Annotated in this window: 12 protein-coding genes; 8 read left to right on the forward strand and 4 right to left on the reverse strand. The window is 62.3% G+C overall.

Going from position 1 to position 14819, the window contains the following annotated elements:
* The first annotated feature begins 17 nt into the window (after positions 1–17).
* The 7 genes from nusG (at position 18) to rpoC (ending at position 11939) form a co-directional block, all read left to right on the forward strand.
* Positions 18–545 (forward strand): transcription termination/antitermination protein NusG, encoded by a 528-nt coding sequence (gene nusG, locus LB559_RS32270; protein WP_013531409.1) that lies wholly within the window; start codon positions 18–20, stop codon positions 543–545.
* 158 nt (positions 546–703) lie between these two features.
* Positions 704–1132 (forward strand): 50S ribosomal protein L11, encoded by a 429-nt coding sequence (gene rplK, locus LB559_RS32275; RefSeq protein WP_013531410.1) that lies wholly within the window; start codon positions 704–706, stop codon positions 1130–1132.
* 4 nt (positions 1133–1136) lie between these two features.
* Entirely contained in the window at positions 1137–1835 is a 699-nt protein-coding gene (gene rplA / locus LB559_RS32280) for a 50S ribosomal protein L1 (protein WP_013531411.1), read from the forward strand.
* A gap of 393 nt (positions 1836–2228) precedes the next feature.
* A complete protein-coding gene (rplJ, locus tag LB559_RS32285; protein ID WP_013531412.1) occupies positions 2229–2747 on the forward strand; it encodes a 50S ribosomal protein L10 in 519 nt (172 codons plus the stop codon).
* 54 nt (positions 2748–2801) lie between these two features.
* Entirely contained in the window at positions 2802–3179 is a 378-nt protein-coding gene (gene rplL / locus LB559_RS32290) for a 50S ribosomal protein L7/L12 (protein ID WP_013531413.1), read from the forward strand.
* 251 nt (positions 3180–3430) lie between these two features.
* On the forward strand, positions 3431–7567 hold the full coding sequence (gene rpoB / locus LB559_RS32295) for a DNA-directed RNA polymerase subunit beta (protein WP_013531414.1): 4137 nt from the start codon (positions 3431–3433) through the stop codon (positions 7565–7567).
* 175 nt (positions 7568–7742) lie between these two features.
* Positions 7743–11939 (forward strand): DNA-directed RNA polymerase subunit beta', encoded by a 4197-nt coding sequence (rpoC, locus tag LB559_RS32300; RefSeq protein ID WP_013531415.1) that lies wholly within the window; start codon positions 7743–7745, stop codon positions 11937–11939.
* A 65-nt stretch (positions 11940–12004) separates the two neighbouring features.
* Here the strand turns inward: rpoC and LB559_RS32305 are convergent, their stop codons facing one another.
* Together LB559_RS32305 and LB559_RS32310 are read right to left on the reverse strand one after the other, a co-directional pair.
* A complete protein-coding gene (locus LB559_RS32305) occupies positions 12005–12217 on the reverse strand; it encodes a helix-turn-helix domain-containing protein (RefSeq protein WP_013531416.1) in 213 nt (70 codons plus the stop codon).
* A gap of 13 nt (positions 12218–12230) precedes the next feature.
* Positions 12231–12809: a DUF2975 domain-containing protein gene (locus LB559_RS32310; RefSeq protein WP_063168071.1), complete on the reverse strand. Its 579-nt coding sequence runs from the start codon at positions 12807–12809 to the stop codon at positions 12231–12233.
* Between the two features lie 96 nt (positions 12810–12905).
* Between LB559_RS32310 and LB559_RS32315 the strand changes: the two genes are divergently transcribed.
* Complete coding sequence (locus LB559_RS32315) at positions 12906–13304, forward strand: chlorophyllide reductase subunit BchY (protein ID WP_013531418.1); 399 nt, start codon at positions 12906–12908, stop codon at positions 13302–13304.
* Between the two features lie 100 nt (positions 13305–13404).
* Here the strand turns inward: LB559_RS32315 and LB559_RS32320 are convergent, their stop codons facing one another.
* Both LB559_RS32320 and LB559_RS32325 read right to left on the reverse strand, forming a co-directional pair.
* Positions 13405–14331, reverse strand: coding sequence for a Gfo/Idh/MocA family protein (locus LB559_RS32320; RefSeq protein ID WP_013531419.1), 927 nt, complete (start codon positions 14329–14331; stop codon positions 13405–13407).
* A gap of 172 nt (positions 14332–14503) precedes the next feature.
* Positions 14504–14785, reverse strand: coding sequence for a transcriptional regulator (locus tag LB559_RS32325; protein ID WP_013531420.1), 282 nt, complete (start codon positions 14783–14785; stop codon positions 14504–14506).
* Positions 14786–14819: the final 34 nt, after the last annotated feature.

Genomic DNA, 14819 nt, shown 5'->3' on the forward strand with positions numbered 1-14819 from the left:
TACGGAGAAGTCTTGAAATGACCGCGCGCTGGTACATCGTCCACGCCTATTCGAACTTTGAAAAGAAGGTCGCCGAGGATATCGAGAACAAGGCCAAGCAGAAGGGCCTGTCTGCCGACATCCACCAGATCGTGGTTCCGACCGAGAAGGTCGTCGAAGTTCGCCGCGGCCGCAAGGTCGATGCCGAGCGCAAGTTCTTCCCGGGCTATGTGCTGCTGAAGGCCAATCTGACCGACGCCGTGTTCTCGCTGGTCAAGAACACGCCGAAGGTCACCGGCTTCCTGGGTGACTCCAAGCCGGTGCCGATCACCGAGGCGGAAGCGCAGCGCATCCTGAACCAGGTGCAGGAAGGCGTCGAGCGGCCCAAGCCCTCGGTCACGTTCGAGATCGGCGAAGCGATCCGCGTTTCGGATGGTCCCTTCGCGTCGTTCAACGGTTTCGTCCAGGAAGTGGACGAGGAGCGGGCGCGGCTCAAGGTGGAAGTTTCGATCTTCGGGCGCGCCGTGCCTGTCGATCTGGAATTCGGGCAGGTCGAAAAGGGCTGATCCGAAATCCCTGAAGCCGGTTTGGCGATCAGGGGAGGCGGCGCGGAAGCGCGGCCTGAGAACGGTGGGAGACGAATGCGGCTTTAGCCGGCCGCATGGATCGCACCACCAGACTGCAACCGCCGGCATGACCGGCATAGACAAAGGCAGGAAAAGAGATGGCTAAGAAAATTGCAGGCCAGCTCAAGCTCCAGGTGAAAGCGGGATCGGCTACGCCGTCTCCCCCGATCGGCCCGGCGCTTGGTCAGCGTGGCATCAACATCATGGAGTTCTGCAAGGCGTTCAACGCGCAGACCCAGGAAATGGAAAAGGGATCGCCGGTTCCGGTTGTCATCACCTACTATCAGGACAAGTCCTTCACCTTCGTCATGAAGACGGCGCCGGTGAGCTACTTCCTGAAGAAGGCGGCGAACCTGACCTCTGGTTCCAAGGAGCCGGGCAAGGTCAAGGCCGGTACGGTTTCGCGTGACAAGGTCCGCGAGATTGCCACCGCGAAGATGAAAGACCTGAACGCAAACGACGTCGAAGCGGCCATGCGCATGGTCGAGGGCTCCGCCCGCTCGATGGGTCTGGAAGTGGTGGGCTAAGATCATGGCAAAGATTGCAAAGCGTGTATCGAAGACCCGCGAAGGCATCGATCCCAACAAGGCTTATGCCCTGGGTGATGCGCTGAAGCTGCTCAAGGACCGTTCCTCGGTGAAGTTCGATGAGACCATCGAAGTCGCCATGAACCTCGGCGTCGACCCGCGCCATGCCGACCAGATGGTCCGCGGCGTGGTCAACCTGCCGAACGGCACCGGCCGCTCGGTACGTGTCGCCGTGTTCGCCCGTGGCGACAAGGCCGACGAAGCGCGCGCTGCCGGCGCCGACATCGTTGGTGCCGAGGATCTGGTCGACATCGTCCAGAAGGGCACGATCGATTTCGATCGCTGCATCGCCACGCCGGACATGATGCCGCTGGTCGGCCGTCTGGGCAAGGTGCTCGGCCCGCGCGGCATGATGCCGAACCCGAAGGTCGGAACCGTCACCACCGACGTTGCCGCCGCCGTCAAGGCGTCCAAGGGCGGCGCCGTCGAGTTCCGTGTCGAGAAGGCTGGCATCGTCCATGCCGGCGTCGGCAAGGTCTCGTTCGACGTCAAGGCCCTGGAAGAGAACATCCGCGCCTTCGCCGATGCGGTGACCAAGGCAAAGCCGACTGGCGCCAAGGGCAACTACGTCAAGAAGGTGTCGGTCACCTCGACGATGGGCCCGGGCCTCAAGCTCGACGTCGCGACGCTTAACGCGTCCTGATACGAACATTTGGATCGGCCGCCAAGCGGCTGATCCGCAAGTGAATTCCGGACCTCCGACTTGTCGGCGGCCCGGTACCGGAAGCCGAAAGGTTTCCGGACATCCTGTCCGAGATTGCAGGCGGCCCAGAAGCCTTAATTCGATTTGGGCCTGCATGAGACGGGTGAAGACCGGACAACGGAGCGATTGCTCCAATGAAAGGTTCGAACCGTGTTTGCCTTTTGTCTGCGCATCGCCGGCTTGACTGTCGATGTGGCGAAAGGGGGCAGGATCCTCGAGCGTCGTTCGGGAGATCCGTTACTGGATGGCCCGGCCGACAAAAGGCAACCCGACGCCTGTCCTCGTCAATGGGATGTTCCCGTTAACAGGATTGGGGTCAACTGGAGATAGGCAGTGGACAGAGCGGAAAAACGCGAACTCGTCACGGGCCTGAACGGTGCGTTCTCGAACGCAGGTTCAGTGGTCGTGGCCCACTACGCCGGTATCACCGTCGCGCAAATGAACGACCTTCGGTCGAAAATGCGCGCTGCCGGTGGCACCGTCAAAGTCGCGAAGAACCGTCTCGCCAAAATCGCTCTTCAGGGCACGGACTCCGCATCGATCATCGAGCTGTTCAAGGGACAGACGCTGATTGCTTATTCGGAGGATCCGATTGCGGCGCCGAAGGTCGCGTCCGATTTCGCCAAGGGAAATGACAAGCTCGTCATTCTCGGCGGCGCAATGGGCACCACCTCGCTCAATGCCGACGGTGTGAAGGCACTCGCCACACTTCCGTCGCTCGATGAGCTGCGCGCCAGGCTGGTTGGCATGATCGCCACGCCGGCAACCCGGATCGCCCAGATCGTCAATGCGCCAGCGGCCTCGGTCGCGCGCGTCATCGGCGCTTACGCCCGGAAGGACGAGGCGGCATGAGGCCGTTCCTCGCTATCACAAACACACGTTCGAACCTTATGAAGGAACACAACAATGGCTGATCTCGCAAAGATCGTAGACGACCTTTCGAAGCTGACCGTCCTCGAGGCGGCCGAGCTGTCGAAGCTTCTGGAAGAAAAGTGGGGCGTTTCGGCTGCTGCTCCGGTGGCGGTTGCCGCTGCTGGCGGCGCTGCGGCCGCTGCTGCTCCGGCCGAGGAAAAGACGGAATTCGACGTCGTCCTCACCGACGCAGGCGCTCAGAAGATCAACGTCATCAAGGAAGTCCGCGCCATCACCGGTCTTGGCCTCAAGGAAGCCAAGGATCTGGTTGAAGCGGCTCCGAAGCCGGTCAAGGAAGCCGTTTCCAAGGCCGACGCTGACAAGTTCAAGGCCCAGCTGGAAGCAGCCGGCGCCAAGGTCGAACTGAAGTAAGCGTAAAAGCGGCGGGCGGCCTCGCGCCGTCCGCCACTCCCTTCGCCCGAAGGGAGAGCGCGTAACGCGAGATCTGCGAGAACCTCTTTCCTGAGGGCCGAAAACCGGCCTTCAGGAAACGGGTTTTCTCCCGTTCTAGCCGGCCGCCGACAGGCGCCGGGAAAACAGACAGAGGGTTGCCGCCAAGGTGGCCCAGTATGCAAGGCGAGCCGCGGCGAGGCTCGTCCCGAGTTTAGAGCTAAGGAGCGACGATGGCCCAGACCCAGACTTTCAATGGCCGCAGACGCGTACGCAAGTTCTTCGGAAAGATTCCGGAAGTTGCGGAGATGCCGAACCTGATCGAGGTTCAGAAGGCATCCTATGACCAGTTCCTGATGGTGGCGGAGCCCAAGGGTGGGCGTCCGGACGAGGGGCTGCAGGCCGTTTTCAAGTCGGTCTTCCCGATCTCCGATTTTTCCGGCTCCTCCATGCTGGAGTTCGTGAAGTACGAGTTCGAAGGACCGAAATTCGACGTTGACGAATGCCGTCAGCGCGACCTCACCTATGCCGCGCCGCTCAAAGTGACGCTGCGCCTCATCGTGTTCGATATCGACGAGGACACCGGCGCCAAGTCCATCAAGGACATCAAGGAGCAGGACGTCTACATGGGCGACATGCCGCTCATGACCTTGAACGGCACCTTTATCGTCAACGGCACCGAGCGCGTCATCGTTTCGCAGATGCACCGTTCGCCGGGCGTCTTCTTCGACCATGACAAGGGCAAGTCGCACTCGTCGGGCAAGCTTCTGTTTGCCGCGCGCGTCATCCCGTATCGCGGTTCGTGGCTCGACATCGAGTTCGATTCCAAGGACGTCGTGCACGCCCGCATCGATCGCCGCCGCAAGATTCCGGTGACGTCGCTGCTGATGGCGCTCGGCATGGACGGCGAAGAGATCCTGTCGACCTTCTACAACAAGATCACCTACAAGCGTGCCGGCGACCATTGGCGCATTCCGTTCAACGTCGAGCGTTTCCGCGGCCTCAAGGCTGTCGGCGACCTGGTCGATGCCGATACCGGCGAAGTCGTCGTCGAGGCCGGCAAGAAGATCACCGCACGCCAGGCACGGGCGCTTGGCGAAAAGGGTCTGAAGGCGATCAAGGCGACCGACGAGGACCTGCTCGGCAACTATCTGGCCGAGGACATCGTCAACTACGCCACCGGCGAGATCTTCCTCGAGGCCGGTGACGAGATCGACGAGAAGACGCTGAAGGTGCTGCTCGGCACCGGCGAAGAGGAGATCAAGGTTCTCGACATCGACCACGTCAATGTCGGCGCCTATATCCGCAACACGCTCAACGTCGACAAGAACGAGAGCCGCCAGGACGCGCTGTTCGACATCTATCGTGTCATGCGCCCCGGCGAGCCGCCGACGCTTGAAACCGCCGAAGCCATGTTCAACTCGCTGTTCTTCGATAGCGAGCGCTACGATCTGTCGGCCGTCGGCCGTGTCAAGATGAACATGCGCCTCGAGCTCAAGGCCGAGGACACCGTGCGCGTGCTGCGCAAGGACGACATCCTGGCCGTGGTCAGGACGCTGGTTGAACTGCGCGACGGCAAGGGCGAGATCGACGACATCGACAATCTCGGCAACCGCCGCGTGCGTTCGGTCGGCGAGCTGATGGAAAACCAGTACCGCGTCGGCCTGCTGCGCATGGAGCGCGCGATCAAGGAGCGTATGTCCTCGATCGAGATCGACACGGTCATGCCGCAGGATCTGATCAACGCCAAGCCGGCGGCTGCCGCCGTGCGCGAGTTCTTCGGTTCCTCGCAGCTGTCGCAGTTCATGGACCAGACCAACCCGCTGTCGGAGATCACCCACAAGCGCCGCCTCTCGGCGCTTGGACCGGGCGGTCTGACCCGCGAGCGCGCCGGCTTCGAAGTGCGCGACGTGCACCCGACGCATTACGGCCGCATCTGCCCGATCGAGACGCCGGAAGGCCCGAATATCGGTCTGATCAACTCGCTGGCCACCTTCGCACGCGTCAACAAGTACGGCTTCATCGAGAGCCCGTACCGCAAGATCGTCGACGGCAAGCTGACCAATGACGTCGTCTATCTCTCGGCGATGGAAGAGGCCAAGCACCATGTTGCGCAGGCCAACGCCGAGCTCGACAAGAACGGTGGTTTCGTCGACGAATTCGTCATTTGCCGCAGTGCCGGCGAAGTGATGATGGCGCCGCGCGAAAACGTCGATCTGATGGACGTGTCGCCGAAGCAGATGGTGTCGGTGGCCGCGGCCCTGATCCCGTTCCTGGAAAACGACGACGCCAACCGCGCTCTGATGGGTTCGAACATGCAGCGTCAGGCCGTGCCGCTGGTGCGCGCCGAGGCGCCGTTCGTCGGCACCGGCATGGAGCCGATCGTCGCCCGTGACTCGGGCGCCGCCATCGGCGCCCGCCGCGGCGGCATCGTCGACCAGGTGGACGCGACGCGTATCGTTATCCGCGCCACCGAAGATCTCGATCCGGGCAAGTCCGGCGTCGACATCTACCGGTTGATGAAGTTCCAGCGTTCGAACCAGAACACCTGCATCAACCAGCGCCCGCTGGTTCGCATGGGCGACCGGGTCAACAAGGGCGACATCATCGCCGACGGTCCGTCGACCGAGCTCGGCGATCTGGCGCTCGGCCGCAACGTGCTGGTCGCGTTCATGCCGTGGAACGGCTACAACTACGAGGACTCGATCCTCCTGTCCGAACGCATCGTCGCCGACGACGTCTTCACCTCGATCCACATCGAGGAGTTCGAGGTCATGGCGCGCGATACCAAGCTTGGACCGGAGGAAATCACGCGCGATATCCCGAACGTCTCGGAAGAAGCGCTGAAGAACCTCGACGAAGCCGGCATCGTCTACATCGGTGCGGAAGTTCAGCCGGGCGACATCCTGGTCGGCAAGATCACGCCGAAGGGCGAAAGCCCGATGACGCCGGAAGAGAAGCTTCTGCGCGCCATCTTCGGCGAAAAGGCGTCCGATGTGCGCGACACCTCGATGCGCATGCCTCCGGGCACATTCGGCACCGTCGTCGAGGTGCGCGTCTTCAATCGCCACGGTGTGGAGAAGGACGAGCGCGCCATGGCGATCGAGCGCGAGGAGATCGAACGCCTCGCCAAGGACCGCGACGACGAGCAGGCCATTCTGGACCGTAACGTCTACGCGCGTCTTTCCGACGTGCTCGTCGGCAAGGAAGCGATCGCTGGACCGAAGGGCTTCAAGAAGGGCTCGACGCTGTCCAAGGATACGCTCGACGAGTATCCGCGTTCGCAGTGGTGGCAGTTTGCCGTGGAGAACGAAAAGCTCCAGAGCGAGCTGGAAGCGCTGCGTGGCCAGTATGACGATTCCAAGAAGGCGCTTGAACAGCGTTTCATGGACAAGGTCGAGAAGGTCCAGCGCGGCGACGAAATGCCTCCGGGCGTCATGAAGATGGTCAAGGTCTTCGTGGCCGTGAAGCGCAAGATGCAGCCCGGCGACAAGATGGCCGGCCGTCACGGCAACAAGGGTGTCGTGTCGCGGATCGTTCCGGTCGAGGACATGCCTTTCCTCGAGGACGGCACGCATGCCGATATCGTGCTCAACCCGCTGGGTGTGCCGAGCCGCATGAATGTCGGCCAGATCCTGGAAACGCATCTGGGCTGGGCATGTGCGGGCATGGGCAGGAAGATCGGCGAGCTGATCGACACGTACAAGGCAGCGGGCGACATCAAGCCGCTGCGCAAGACGCTCGAGAGCTTCATCCCGGCCAACGACCGCAACGAGCCGGTTCGCGACTATGACGACGAGAGCATCGTTCGCCTCAGCGAGCAGATGCGCCGCGGCGTCTCGATCGCGACCCCGGTGTTCGACGGCGCGCATGAGGCTGACATCAACATCATGCTGGAGCAGGCGGGCCTGCACAGCAGCGGTCAGTCGCAGCTCTATGACGGACGCACGGGCGAGCCGTTCGATCGCAAGGTGACGATGGGCTACATCTACATGCTCAAGCTTCACCATCTCGTGGACGACAAGATCCACGCGCGTTCGATCGGTCCGTACTCGCTCGTCACCCAGCAGCCGCTGGGCGGCAAGGCGCAGTTCGGTGGCCAGCGCTTCGGCGAGATGGAGGTCTGGGCGCTGGAAGCGTACGGCGCCGCCTACACGCTGCAGGAAATGCTGACGGTGAAGTCCGACGACGTCGCCGGCCGTACCAAGGTCTACGAGGCGATCGTGCGTGGCGACGACACCTTCGAGGCCGGCATCCCGGAGAGCTTCAACGTTCTCGTCAAGGAAATGCGGTCTCTCGGCCTCAATGTCGAGCTGGAGAACACCAAGCTCGACGACAACCCTGTCCGGCTGCCCGACGCGGCCGAGTAAGGCAATGGCGCGCCACGGCTGTCCGCGGCGCGCCTCGAGCATGATCCCGACCGGTTTTCGACAGGATCATGCTCAACCAGGAAGAATTCGACGGCCAGTGGCCGACAAAGACGGCGGGCGTTTGGCTCGCGACTAGATGCAAGGGATCTTCGAGGATCCCGAAAAGGAGAACGGCATGAACCAAGAGGTCATGAATCTCTTCAATCCGCAGGCGCCTGCGCAGGTGTTCGATTCCATCCGGATATCGCTTGCCAGCCCTGAGAAGATTCTGTCCTGGTCTTTCGGCGAGATCAAGAAGCCGGAGACCATCAACTACCGCACCTTCAAGCCGGAGCGTGACGGTCTGTTCTGCGCGCGCATTTTTGGCCCGATCAAGGACTACGAGTGCCTGTGCGGCAAGTACAAGCGCATGAAGTACAAGGGCGTCATCTGCGAGAAGTGCGGCGTCGAAGTCACGCTGTCGCGCGTTCGCCGCGAGCGCATGGGCCATATCGAGCTGGCGGCACCGGTCGCCCATATCTGGTTCCTGAAGTCGCTGCCGTCGCGCATCGGCACGCTGCTCGACATGACCCTGAAGGACATCGAGCGCGTCCTCTACTTCGAGAACTACATCGTCACCGAACCTGGCCTCACCGCGCTGAAGGAGCACCAGCTGCTCAGCGAGGAAGAGTACATGATCGCCGTCGACGAGTATGGCGAGGATTCTTTCACCGCCATGATCGGCGCCGAGGCCATTCATGACCTCCTGGCCGGCATGGACCTGGAGAAGATCGCCGGCGACCTGCGTTCGGAACTGGCGTCGACCACCTCCGAGCTGAAGCAGAAGAAGTATCTGAAGCGGCTCAAGGTCGTCGAGAACTTCATGGAATCCGGCAATCGTCCGGAATGGATGATCATGAAGGTGGTTCCGGTGATCCCGCCGGACCTGCGTCCGCTCGTCCCGCTGGACGGCGGCCGTTTCGCCACGTCGGATCTGAACGATCTCTATCGCCGCGTCATCAACCGCAACAACCGTCTGAAGCGGCTGATCGAGCTGCGCGCCCCCGGCATCATCGTGCGCAATGAAAAGCGCATGCTGCAGGAAGCCGTCGATGCGCTGTTCGACAACGGCCGTCGCGGCCGCGTCATCACCGGCGCCAACAAGCGCCCGCTGAAGTCGCTGTCCGACATGCTCAAGGGCAAGCAGGGCCGGTTCCGTCAGAACCTGCTCGGCAAGCGCGTCGACTATTCCGGCCGCTCGGTCATCGTGACCGGTCCGGAGCTCAAGCTGCACCAGTGCGGCCTGCCCAAGAAGATGGCGCTCGAACTGTTCAAGCCCTTCATCTACGCCCGTCTCGACGCCAAGGGTTACTCCTCGACCGTCAAGCAGGCGAAGAAGCTGGTCGAAAAGGAGCGTCCGGAAGTCTGGGATATCCTCGACGAGGTCATCCGCGAGCATCCGGTGCTGCTGAACCGTGCGCCGACGCTGCACCGTCTCGGCATCCAGGCGTTCGAGCCGATCCTGATCGAAGGCAAGGCGATTCAGCTGCACCCGCTGGTCTGCACGGCCTTCAACGCCGACTTCGACGGCGACCAGATGGCCGTTCACGTGCCGCTGTCGCTGGAAGCGCAGCTTGAAGCCCGCGTGCTGATGATGTCGACCAACAACATCCTGCACCCGGCTTCGGGCGCGCCGATCATCGTGCCGTCGCAGGACATGGTTCTGGGTCTCTACTATCTCTCGATCGTCAACCAGAACGAGCCGGGCGAGGGCATGGTGTTTGCCGATATGGGCGAACTCCAGCACGCGCTCGAGACCAAGGCGGTGACGCTGCACTCCAAGATCAAGGGTCGTTTCCGCACGGTCGACGCCGAAGGCAAGGTCGTGTCGAAGATCCATGACACCACGCCTGGCCGCATGATCATCGGCGAGCTTCTGCCGAAGAACGTCAACGTGCCTTACGAGACCGCCAACCAGGAGATGACTAAGAAGAACATCTCCAAGATGATCGACACCGTCTACCGCCATTGCGGTCAGAAGGAGACGGTCATTTTCTGCGATCGCATCATGGCGCTCGGCTTCAGCCATGCCTGCCGCGCCGGCATTTCGTTCGGCAAGGACGACATGCTGATCCCGGATGCCAAGATCAAGCTGGTCTCCGACACCGAGGCTTTGGCCAAGGAATACGAGCAGCAGTACAATGACGGTCTGATCACGCAGGGCGAGAAGTACAACAAGGTCGTCGACGCCTGGGCCAAGTGCTCGGAAAAGGTCGCCGACGAGATGATGGCCCGCATCAAGGCGGTCGAGTTCGAGGACAATGGCCGTCAGAAGCCGATGAACTCGATCTACATGATGTCGCACTCCGGTGCGCGTGGCTCGCCCACCCAGATGCGCCAGCTTGCCGGCATGCGCGGCCTTATGGCCAAGCCGTCGGGTGAAATCATCGAGACGCCGATCATCTCGAACTTCAAGGAAGGCCTGACCGTGCTCGAGTACTTCAACTCGACCCACGGCGCCCGCAAGGGTCTGGCCGACACCGCCTTGAAGACGGCGAACTCGGGTTACCTCACCCGTCGTCTGGTCGACGTGGCGCAGGACTGCATCGTCAACTCCGTCGACTGCGGCACCGACAAGGGCCTCACCATGCAGCCGATCGTCGATGCCGGTCAGGTCGTTGCTTCGGTCGGCCAGCGCGTGCTGGGCCGTACGTCGCTCGACGACATCACCCATCCGGTGTCGGGCGAGATCCTGGTCAAGGCCGGAACGCTGATGGACGAGCGTGACGTGGAACAGATCGAAAAGGCCGGCGTCCAGTCGGTCCGCATCCGCTCGGCACTGACTTGCGAAGTCAGGGTTGGCGTCTGCGCGGTCTGCTACGGTCGCGATCTGGCCCGCGGCACCCCGGTCAACCAGGGCGAAGCCGTCGGCGTCATCGCGGCGCAGTCGATCGGCGAGCCGGGCACCCAGCTCACCATGCGTACCTTCCACATGGGCGGTACCGCGCAGGTGGTGGACAGCTCGTTCCTTGAAGCCTCGTATGAGGGCAAGGTCGAGATCCGCAACCGCAACGTGGTGCGCAACTCCGACGGCCAGCAGATGGTCATGGGCCGCAACATGGCGGTGCTGATCCTCGACGAAGCCGGCAAGGAGCGCGCCTCGCACCGTCTCACCTATGGTTCGCGCATCTTCGTGGACGATGGTGACAAGGTGAAGCGCGGCCAGCGTATCGCCGAGTGGGATCCCTACACGCGTCCGGTCCTCACCGAAATCGAGGGCAGGGTGTCGTACGAGGATCTGGTCGACGGCATTTCCGTTCAGGAAACGGCCGACGAGTCGACCGGCATCACCAAGCGTGAGGTCATCGACTGGCGCTCGACGCCACGTGGCAACGACCTGAAGCCGGCGATCGCGATCCAGGACGCCAAGGGCAAGGTCGGCAAGCTGTCCAAGGGCGGCGACGCCCGCTTCCTGCTCTCGGTCGAGGCCATTCTTTCGGTCGAGCCGGGTTCGCAGGTTCGCCCCGGCGACGTTTTGGCGCGTATTCCGATGGAAAGCGCCAAGACCAAGGACATCACCGGCGGTCTGCCGCGTGTTGCCGAGCTGTTCGAGGCACGTCGTCCGAAGGATCACGCCATCATCGCCGAGATCGACGGCACGATCCGCTTCGGCCGCGACTACAAGAACAAGCGTCGCATCATCATCGAGCCGCATGACTCGACGCTTGAGCCGGTCGAATACCTGATCCCGAAGGGCAAGCCGTTCCATCTCCAGGACGGCGACGTCATCGAGAAGGGCGACTACATCCTCGACGGCAACCCGGCGCCGCACGACATCCTGGCGATCAAGGGCGTGGAGGCACTTGCTTCCTACCTCGTCAACGAGATCCAGGAAGTCTACCGTCTGCAGGGCGTGTCGATCAACGACAAGCACATCGAGGTGATCGTTCGCCAGATGCTGCAGAAGGTCGAGATCACGGTGCAGGGCGACTCGACCTACATCCCGGGCGATCATGTCGACGTGATCGAACTGGAAGAGGTCAACGAGCGTCTGGTCGAGGACGGCAAGAAGCCGGCCGAAGGCCTGCCGGTGCTGCTCGGCATCACCAAGGCATCGCTGCAGACGCCGTCCTTCATCTCGGCCGCCTCCTTCCAGGAGACGACGCGAGTGCTGACGGAAGCTGCCGTTGCCGGCAAGACCGACATGCTGCAGGGCTTGAAGGAAAACGTCATCGTCGGCCGGTTGATCCCGGCCGGTACCGGCGGCACGATGAGCCAGATCCGGCGCATCGCCACCTCGCGCGACGAACTGATCATCGACGAGCGCCGCAAGGCCTCGGGTGCGGAAGTCGCCGAGCCGATGCTGGCCGACATGACCACCGCCGCGCAGTAAGCGCGGACGGCAACGATCTCAGGCAATAAGGCCGTCGGGGCAACCCGGCGGCCTATTTCTTTGTGCTATTCGGACACCCTCTCGAAGCGAAGCAGATCGCCCGGCTGACAGTCGAGATAGTCGCAGATGCGCTCCAGCGTGTCGAACCGGATACCCTTGACCTTTCCCTGCTTCAAAAGAGAAAGATTGGCCTCGGTGATGCCGACATATTCGGCCAGGTCCTTTGACTTCACGTTTCGTTCGGCGAGGACGACATTGAGCCTGACCCTTATGGGCATGAGCTGATCCTCATCAGATGAATTGCGCGTTTTCTTCGGCGAGTGCCGATGCCTCGGCCATGACCCAGGTGATGACAGCGACGATGCAAGCTGCCAGCAAGGTCAGCATCGTGTCGCTGTCGAGACCGAGCGTCAGCCGGTGCTGGCCGGCAGGCGCGTCCCAGCTGAGCAGAACGGACAATGCCGCCGCCGAAACCGGTTTCAGCAAGGCGGATGCCAGCAGGCCGAGGCCAAAGTATCGCAAATTGCTGATGGCGCCCTGACCGAAGAAGTTGCCGGACGCGAAAGCGCCGAAGCAGCGCCTTGCGGCCATGAGCGCGAAGACGAGGCAGGCAAGCGGCACGAACGAGATCGCGAACCCGACCAGTCTTCGACCGAGGCCGAGCTCGCTCAGCCATTCCTGCGGGATTTGCGCATCGGCCGCGATCGAACTGGCGGAGACGCTGAGCCAGTAGAACAGCAGACCGATGGTCAGCAATATGGCGAGGACGACAAAACACCTCGCCAGCACTAGGCTGAAAAGTCGGATGCGTCTCAATCTAAGCTGGCGGGCAGGATCGGCGGGGACAGCCGTGATGACAGGTTCAATCATCGCCGTTATCACTCCATTGTAATGAATTATCGTTTTACAATAATTTATTTATGCGCAATGATGATTCTTGTCAATTCCACATCACAGGAGAAACCTATGCCTTCGTTCAAACGCCGGATTGCCGTGGCAGCCATCGCGATTGTCGCCGCGTCCATAACGCCTTTTGCTGCCATCGCCCTCCCGTCGACAGCGACAGGCCGGATATCGGTGGGGCAGGTGATGGAAATGCTCGACAAGGCCGACACGAGCCCGGTCGCCAGGCAAACGCTGGTCGCCTATGTCGCCGGGGTTGGCGAAGCCGCCGGCGTGATCGCCGACACGATCGGCAATGGCGGCCTTGTTTCCTGCAAGAGTTCTTTCAGCCTGGATACACGAGCGGTGCGCGCCGCCCTTGAAGCGGGCGCCCCTCGTCAGGGTAACTGGTCTCAGACACCGGCGACGCCACTGATCATTGCCGACATGGTCAAGCGTGCCGGTTGCAGGACCAGGAATTGAGCCTGGCGATCCGCTGGTTCTCAGTCGCGCGACAATCCTGTCGCGCGACTATTCCCAACCTGCGACCCCCGCGCGCGATCAGCGAGTGCGGTTCCAGAGCTCAATCGAAAAACGCCTCGACTACGTTGCGCTTGCCGAGCATGAAGGCGTCAGCGACATGCTGGAGCGGGGCCAGATCGACATCGGAAACGCCGGCGCGCACGATCTCGGCGAAGCGCTTGTAGAGCATCGGATATTCCGCTTCCGGCTCTTCGTGAATGAGCTTGCCATCGATGGCGAGCTTCGAGCCGCCGCCCGACAGCACCATGGCGCCCTTGTCGGTGTCGGCCAGGATGTCCCAGCTTTGCGGGCCTGTCTGCAGCCAGTCGAGGTCCATCGTCACCGGCAGGCCATTCGAGGTGCGGAAGGTGACGCGCGCGGCAACCGGGGAGGCGCGGTTTTCGGGAAAGTCGAGCACCGCCGAGGTGATGAACATGGCCGGCAGGATATGGGTGGCAATCGACAGCGCGTTGATGCCGGGATCGAAGACGCCAAAACCGCCGGGAGCCCAGATCCATTCCTGGTTCGGGTGCCAGCGGCGCACATCCTCTTTCCAGTTGATGGCGGCCGAGCGGATGCGGGCTGAACTTAGAAAAGCACGTGCGGCCTCGACGGCCGGCGCATAGCGCGAGTGCCAGCTGGCGAACAGCGAGACGCCGTTGTGCGCAGCCAATGTCTTGAGGTCTTCGACCTCGCTGACAGTAGCGCCCGGCGGCTTCTCCAGGAAGACATGCTTCTTTGCCGTCAGCGCCGTCCGCGCCGCGTCGTAGCGGAATTGCGGCGGCATGCAGAGCGAGACGGCCTCGAGCTCGGCTACGGCGTCGAGCATGGCTTCGATGGTGGGGAAATTCGGGATGTCATCCACCTTGCCGTGACGGCTGGCGGCCGCGACGAGGCGATAGTCCTGGTCTTTCGCCAGGGCCGGCAGGTGCTGGTCGCGGACGATCTTGCCGACGCCGACGATGCCTATCTTGATGGGCTGGGACACGGCCGCTCCGTCTGTTTGATGATGGTGATGGCTTCTTATCAGAACACTTGCCTCGGGCAAGCCGAAGCCGAGCAGCCAAGCTCAGCCTTCCCTTAGCGGCAGCACATTTGTCGGCTGGGAAGGCCTCGGTCGCCGATTCGGTTCGGCAGTCGATTCGAAAGCTGGACCGGGGTCAGATCGGCACGTCGAAGGTAACGATCGACACTTCGCCTTCGAGCGCGCCCTGGAAGGCGGAAATATGCGGCTCTTCGTCGGGGATGCCGTCCATGTCGCCGATCTGGTCGAGCTCGGCCTCGGCGTAACCTTCGGCGGCAAGCGATTCGAGCGCCCGGCGCACCGCCGAATCGTCGTCGGGCGCAACCAGCATGACGTGGACGCCTTCCGGTTTGCCGCCTTTTTTCTTCCACACCCGGCCGGTGATGATGGTGACCGGGCGTTCTTCGTTGTCGTTCACGGGCCGATTCCTCTTGGCAGCGGGTGGGCGGGCG

Origin of the sequence: Mesorhizobium sp. BR1-1-3, from assembly GCF_020165455.1 — a bacterium.
GTDB classification, from domain to species: domain Bacteria; phylum Pseudomonadota; class Alphaproteobacteria; order Rhizobiales; family Rhizobiaceae; genus Mesorhizobium; species Mesorhizobium ciceri.

Coding starts and splice junctions, on each gene's coding strand:
- rplA (WP_013531411.1), top strand. CDS start 1,137: ATGGCAAAGATTGCAAAGCGTGTATCGAAGACCCGCGAAGGCATCGAT.
- LB559_RS32310 (WP_063168071.1), bottom strand. CDS start 12,809: ATGATTGAACCTGTCATCACGGCTGTCCCCGCCGATCCTGCCCGCCAG.
- nusG (WP_013531409.1), top strand. CDS start 18: ATGACCGCGCGCTGGTACATCGTCCACGCCTATTCGAACTTTGAAAAG.
- rpoB (WP_013531414.1), top strand. CDS start 3,431: ATGGCCCAGACCCAGACTTTCAATGGCCGCAGACGCGTACGCAAGTTC.
- LB559_RS32315 (WP_013531418.1), top strand. CDS start 12,906: ATGCCTTCGTTCAAACGCCGGATTGCCGTGGCAGCCATCGCGATTGTC.
- rplL (WP_013531413.1), top strand. CDS start 2,802: ATGGCTGATCTCGCAAAGATCGTAGACGACCTTTCGAAGCTGACCGTC.
- LB559_RS32305 (WP_013531416.1), bottom strand. CDS start 12,217: ATGCCCATAAGGGTCAGGCTCAATGTCGTCCTCGCCGAACGAAACGTG.
- rplK (WP_013531410.1), top strand. CDS start 704: ATGGCTAAGAAAATTGCAGGCCAGCTCAAGCTCCAGGTGAAAGCGGGA.
- rpoC (WP_013531415.1), top strand. CDS start 7,743: ATGAACCAAGAGGTCATGAATCTCTTCAATCCGCAGGCGCCTGCGCAG.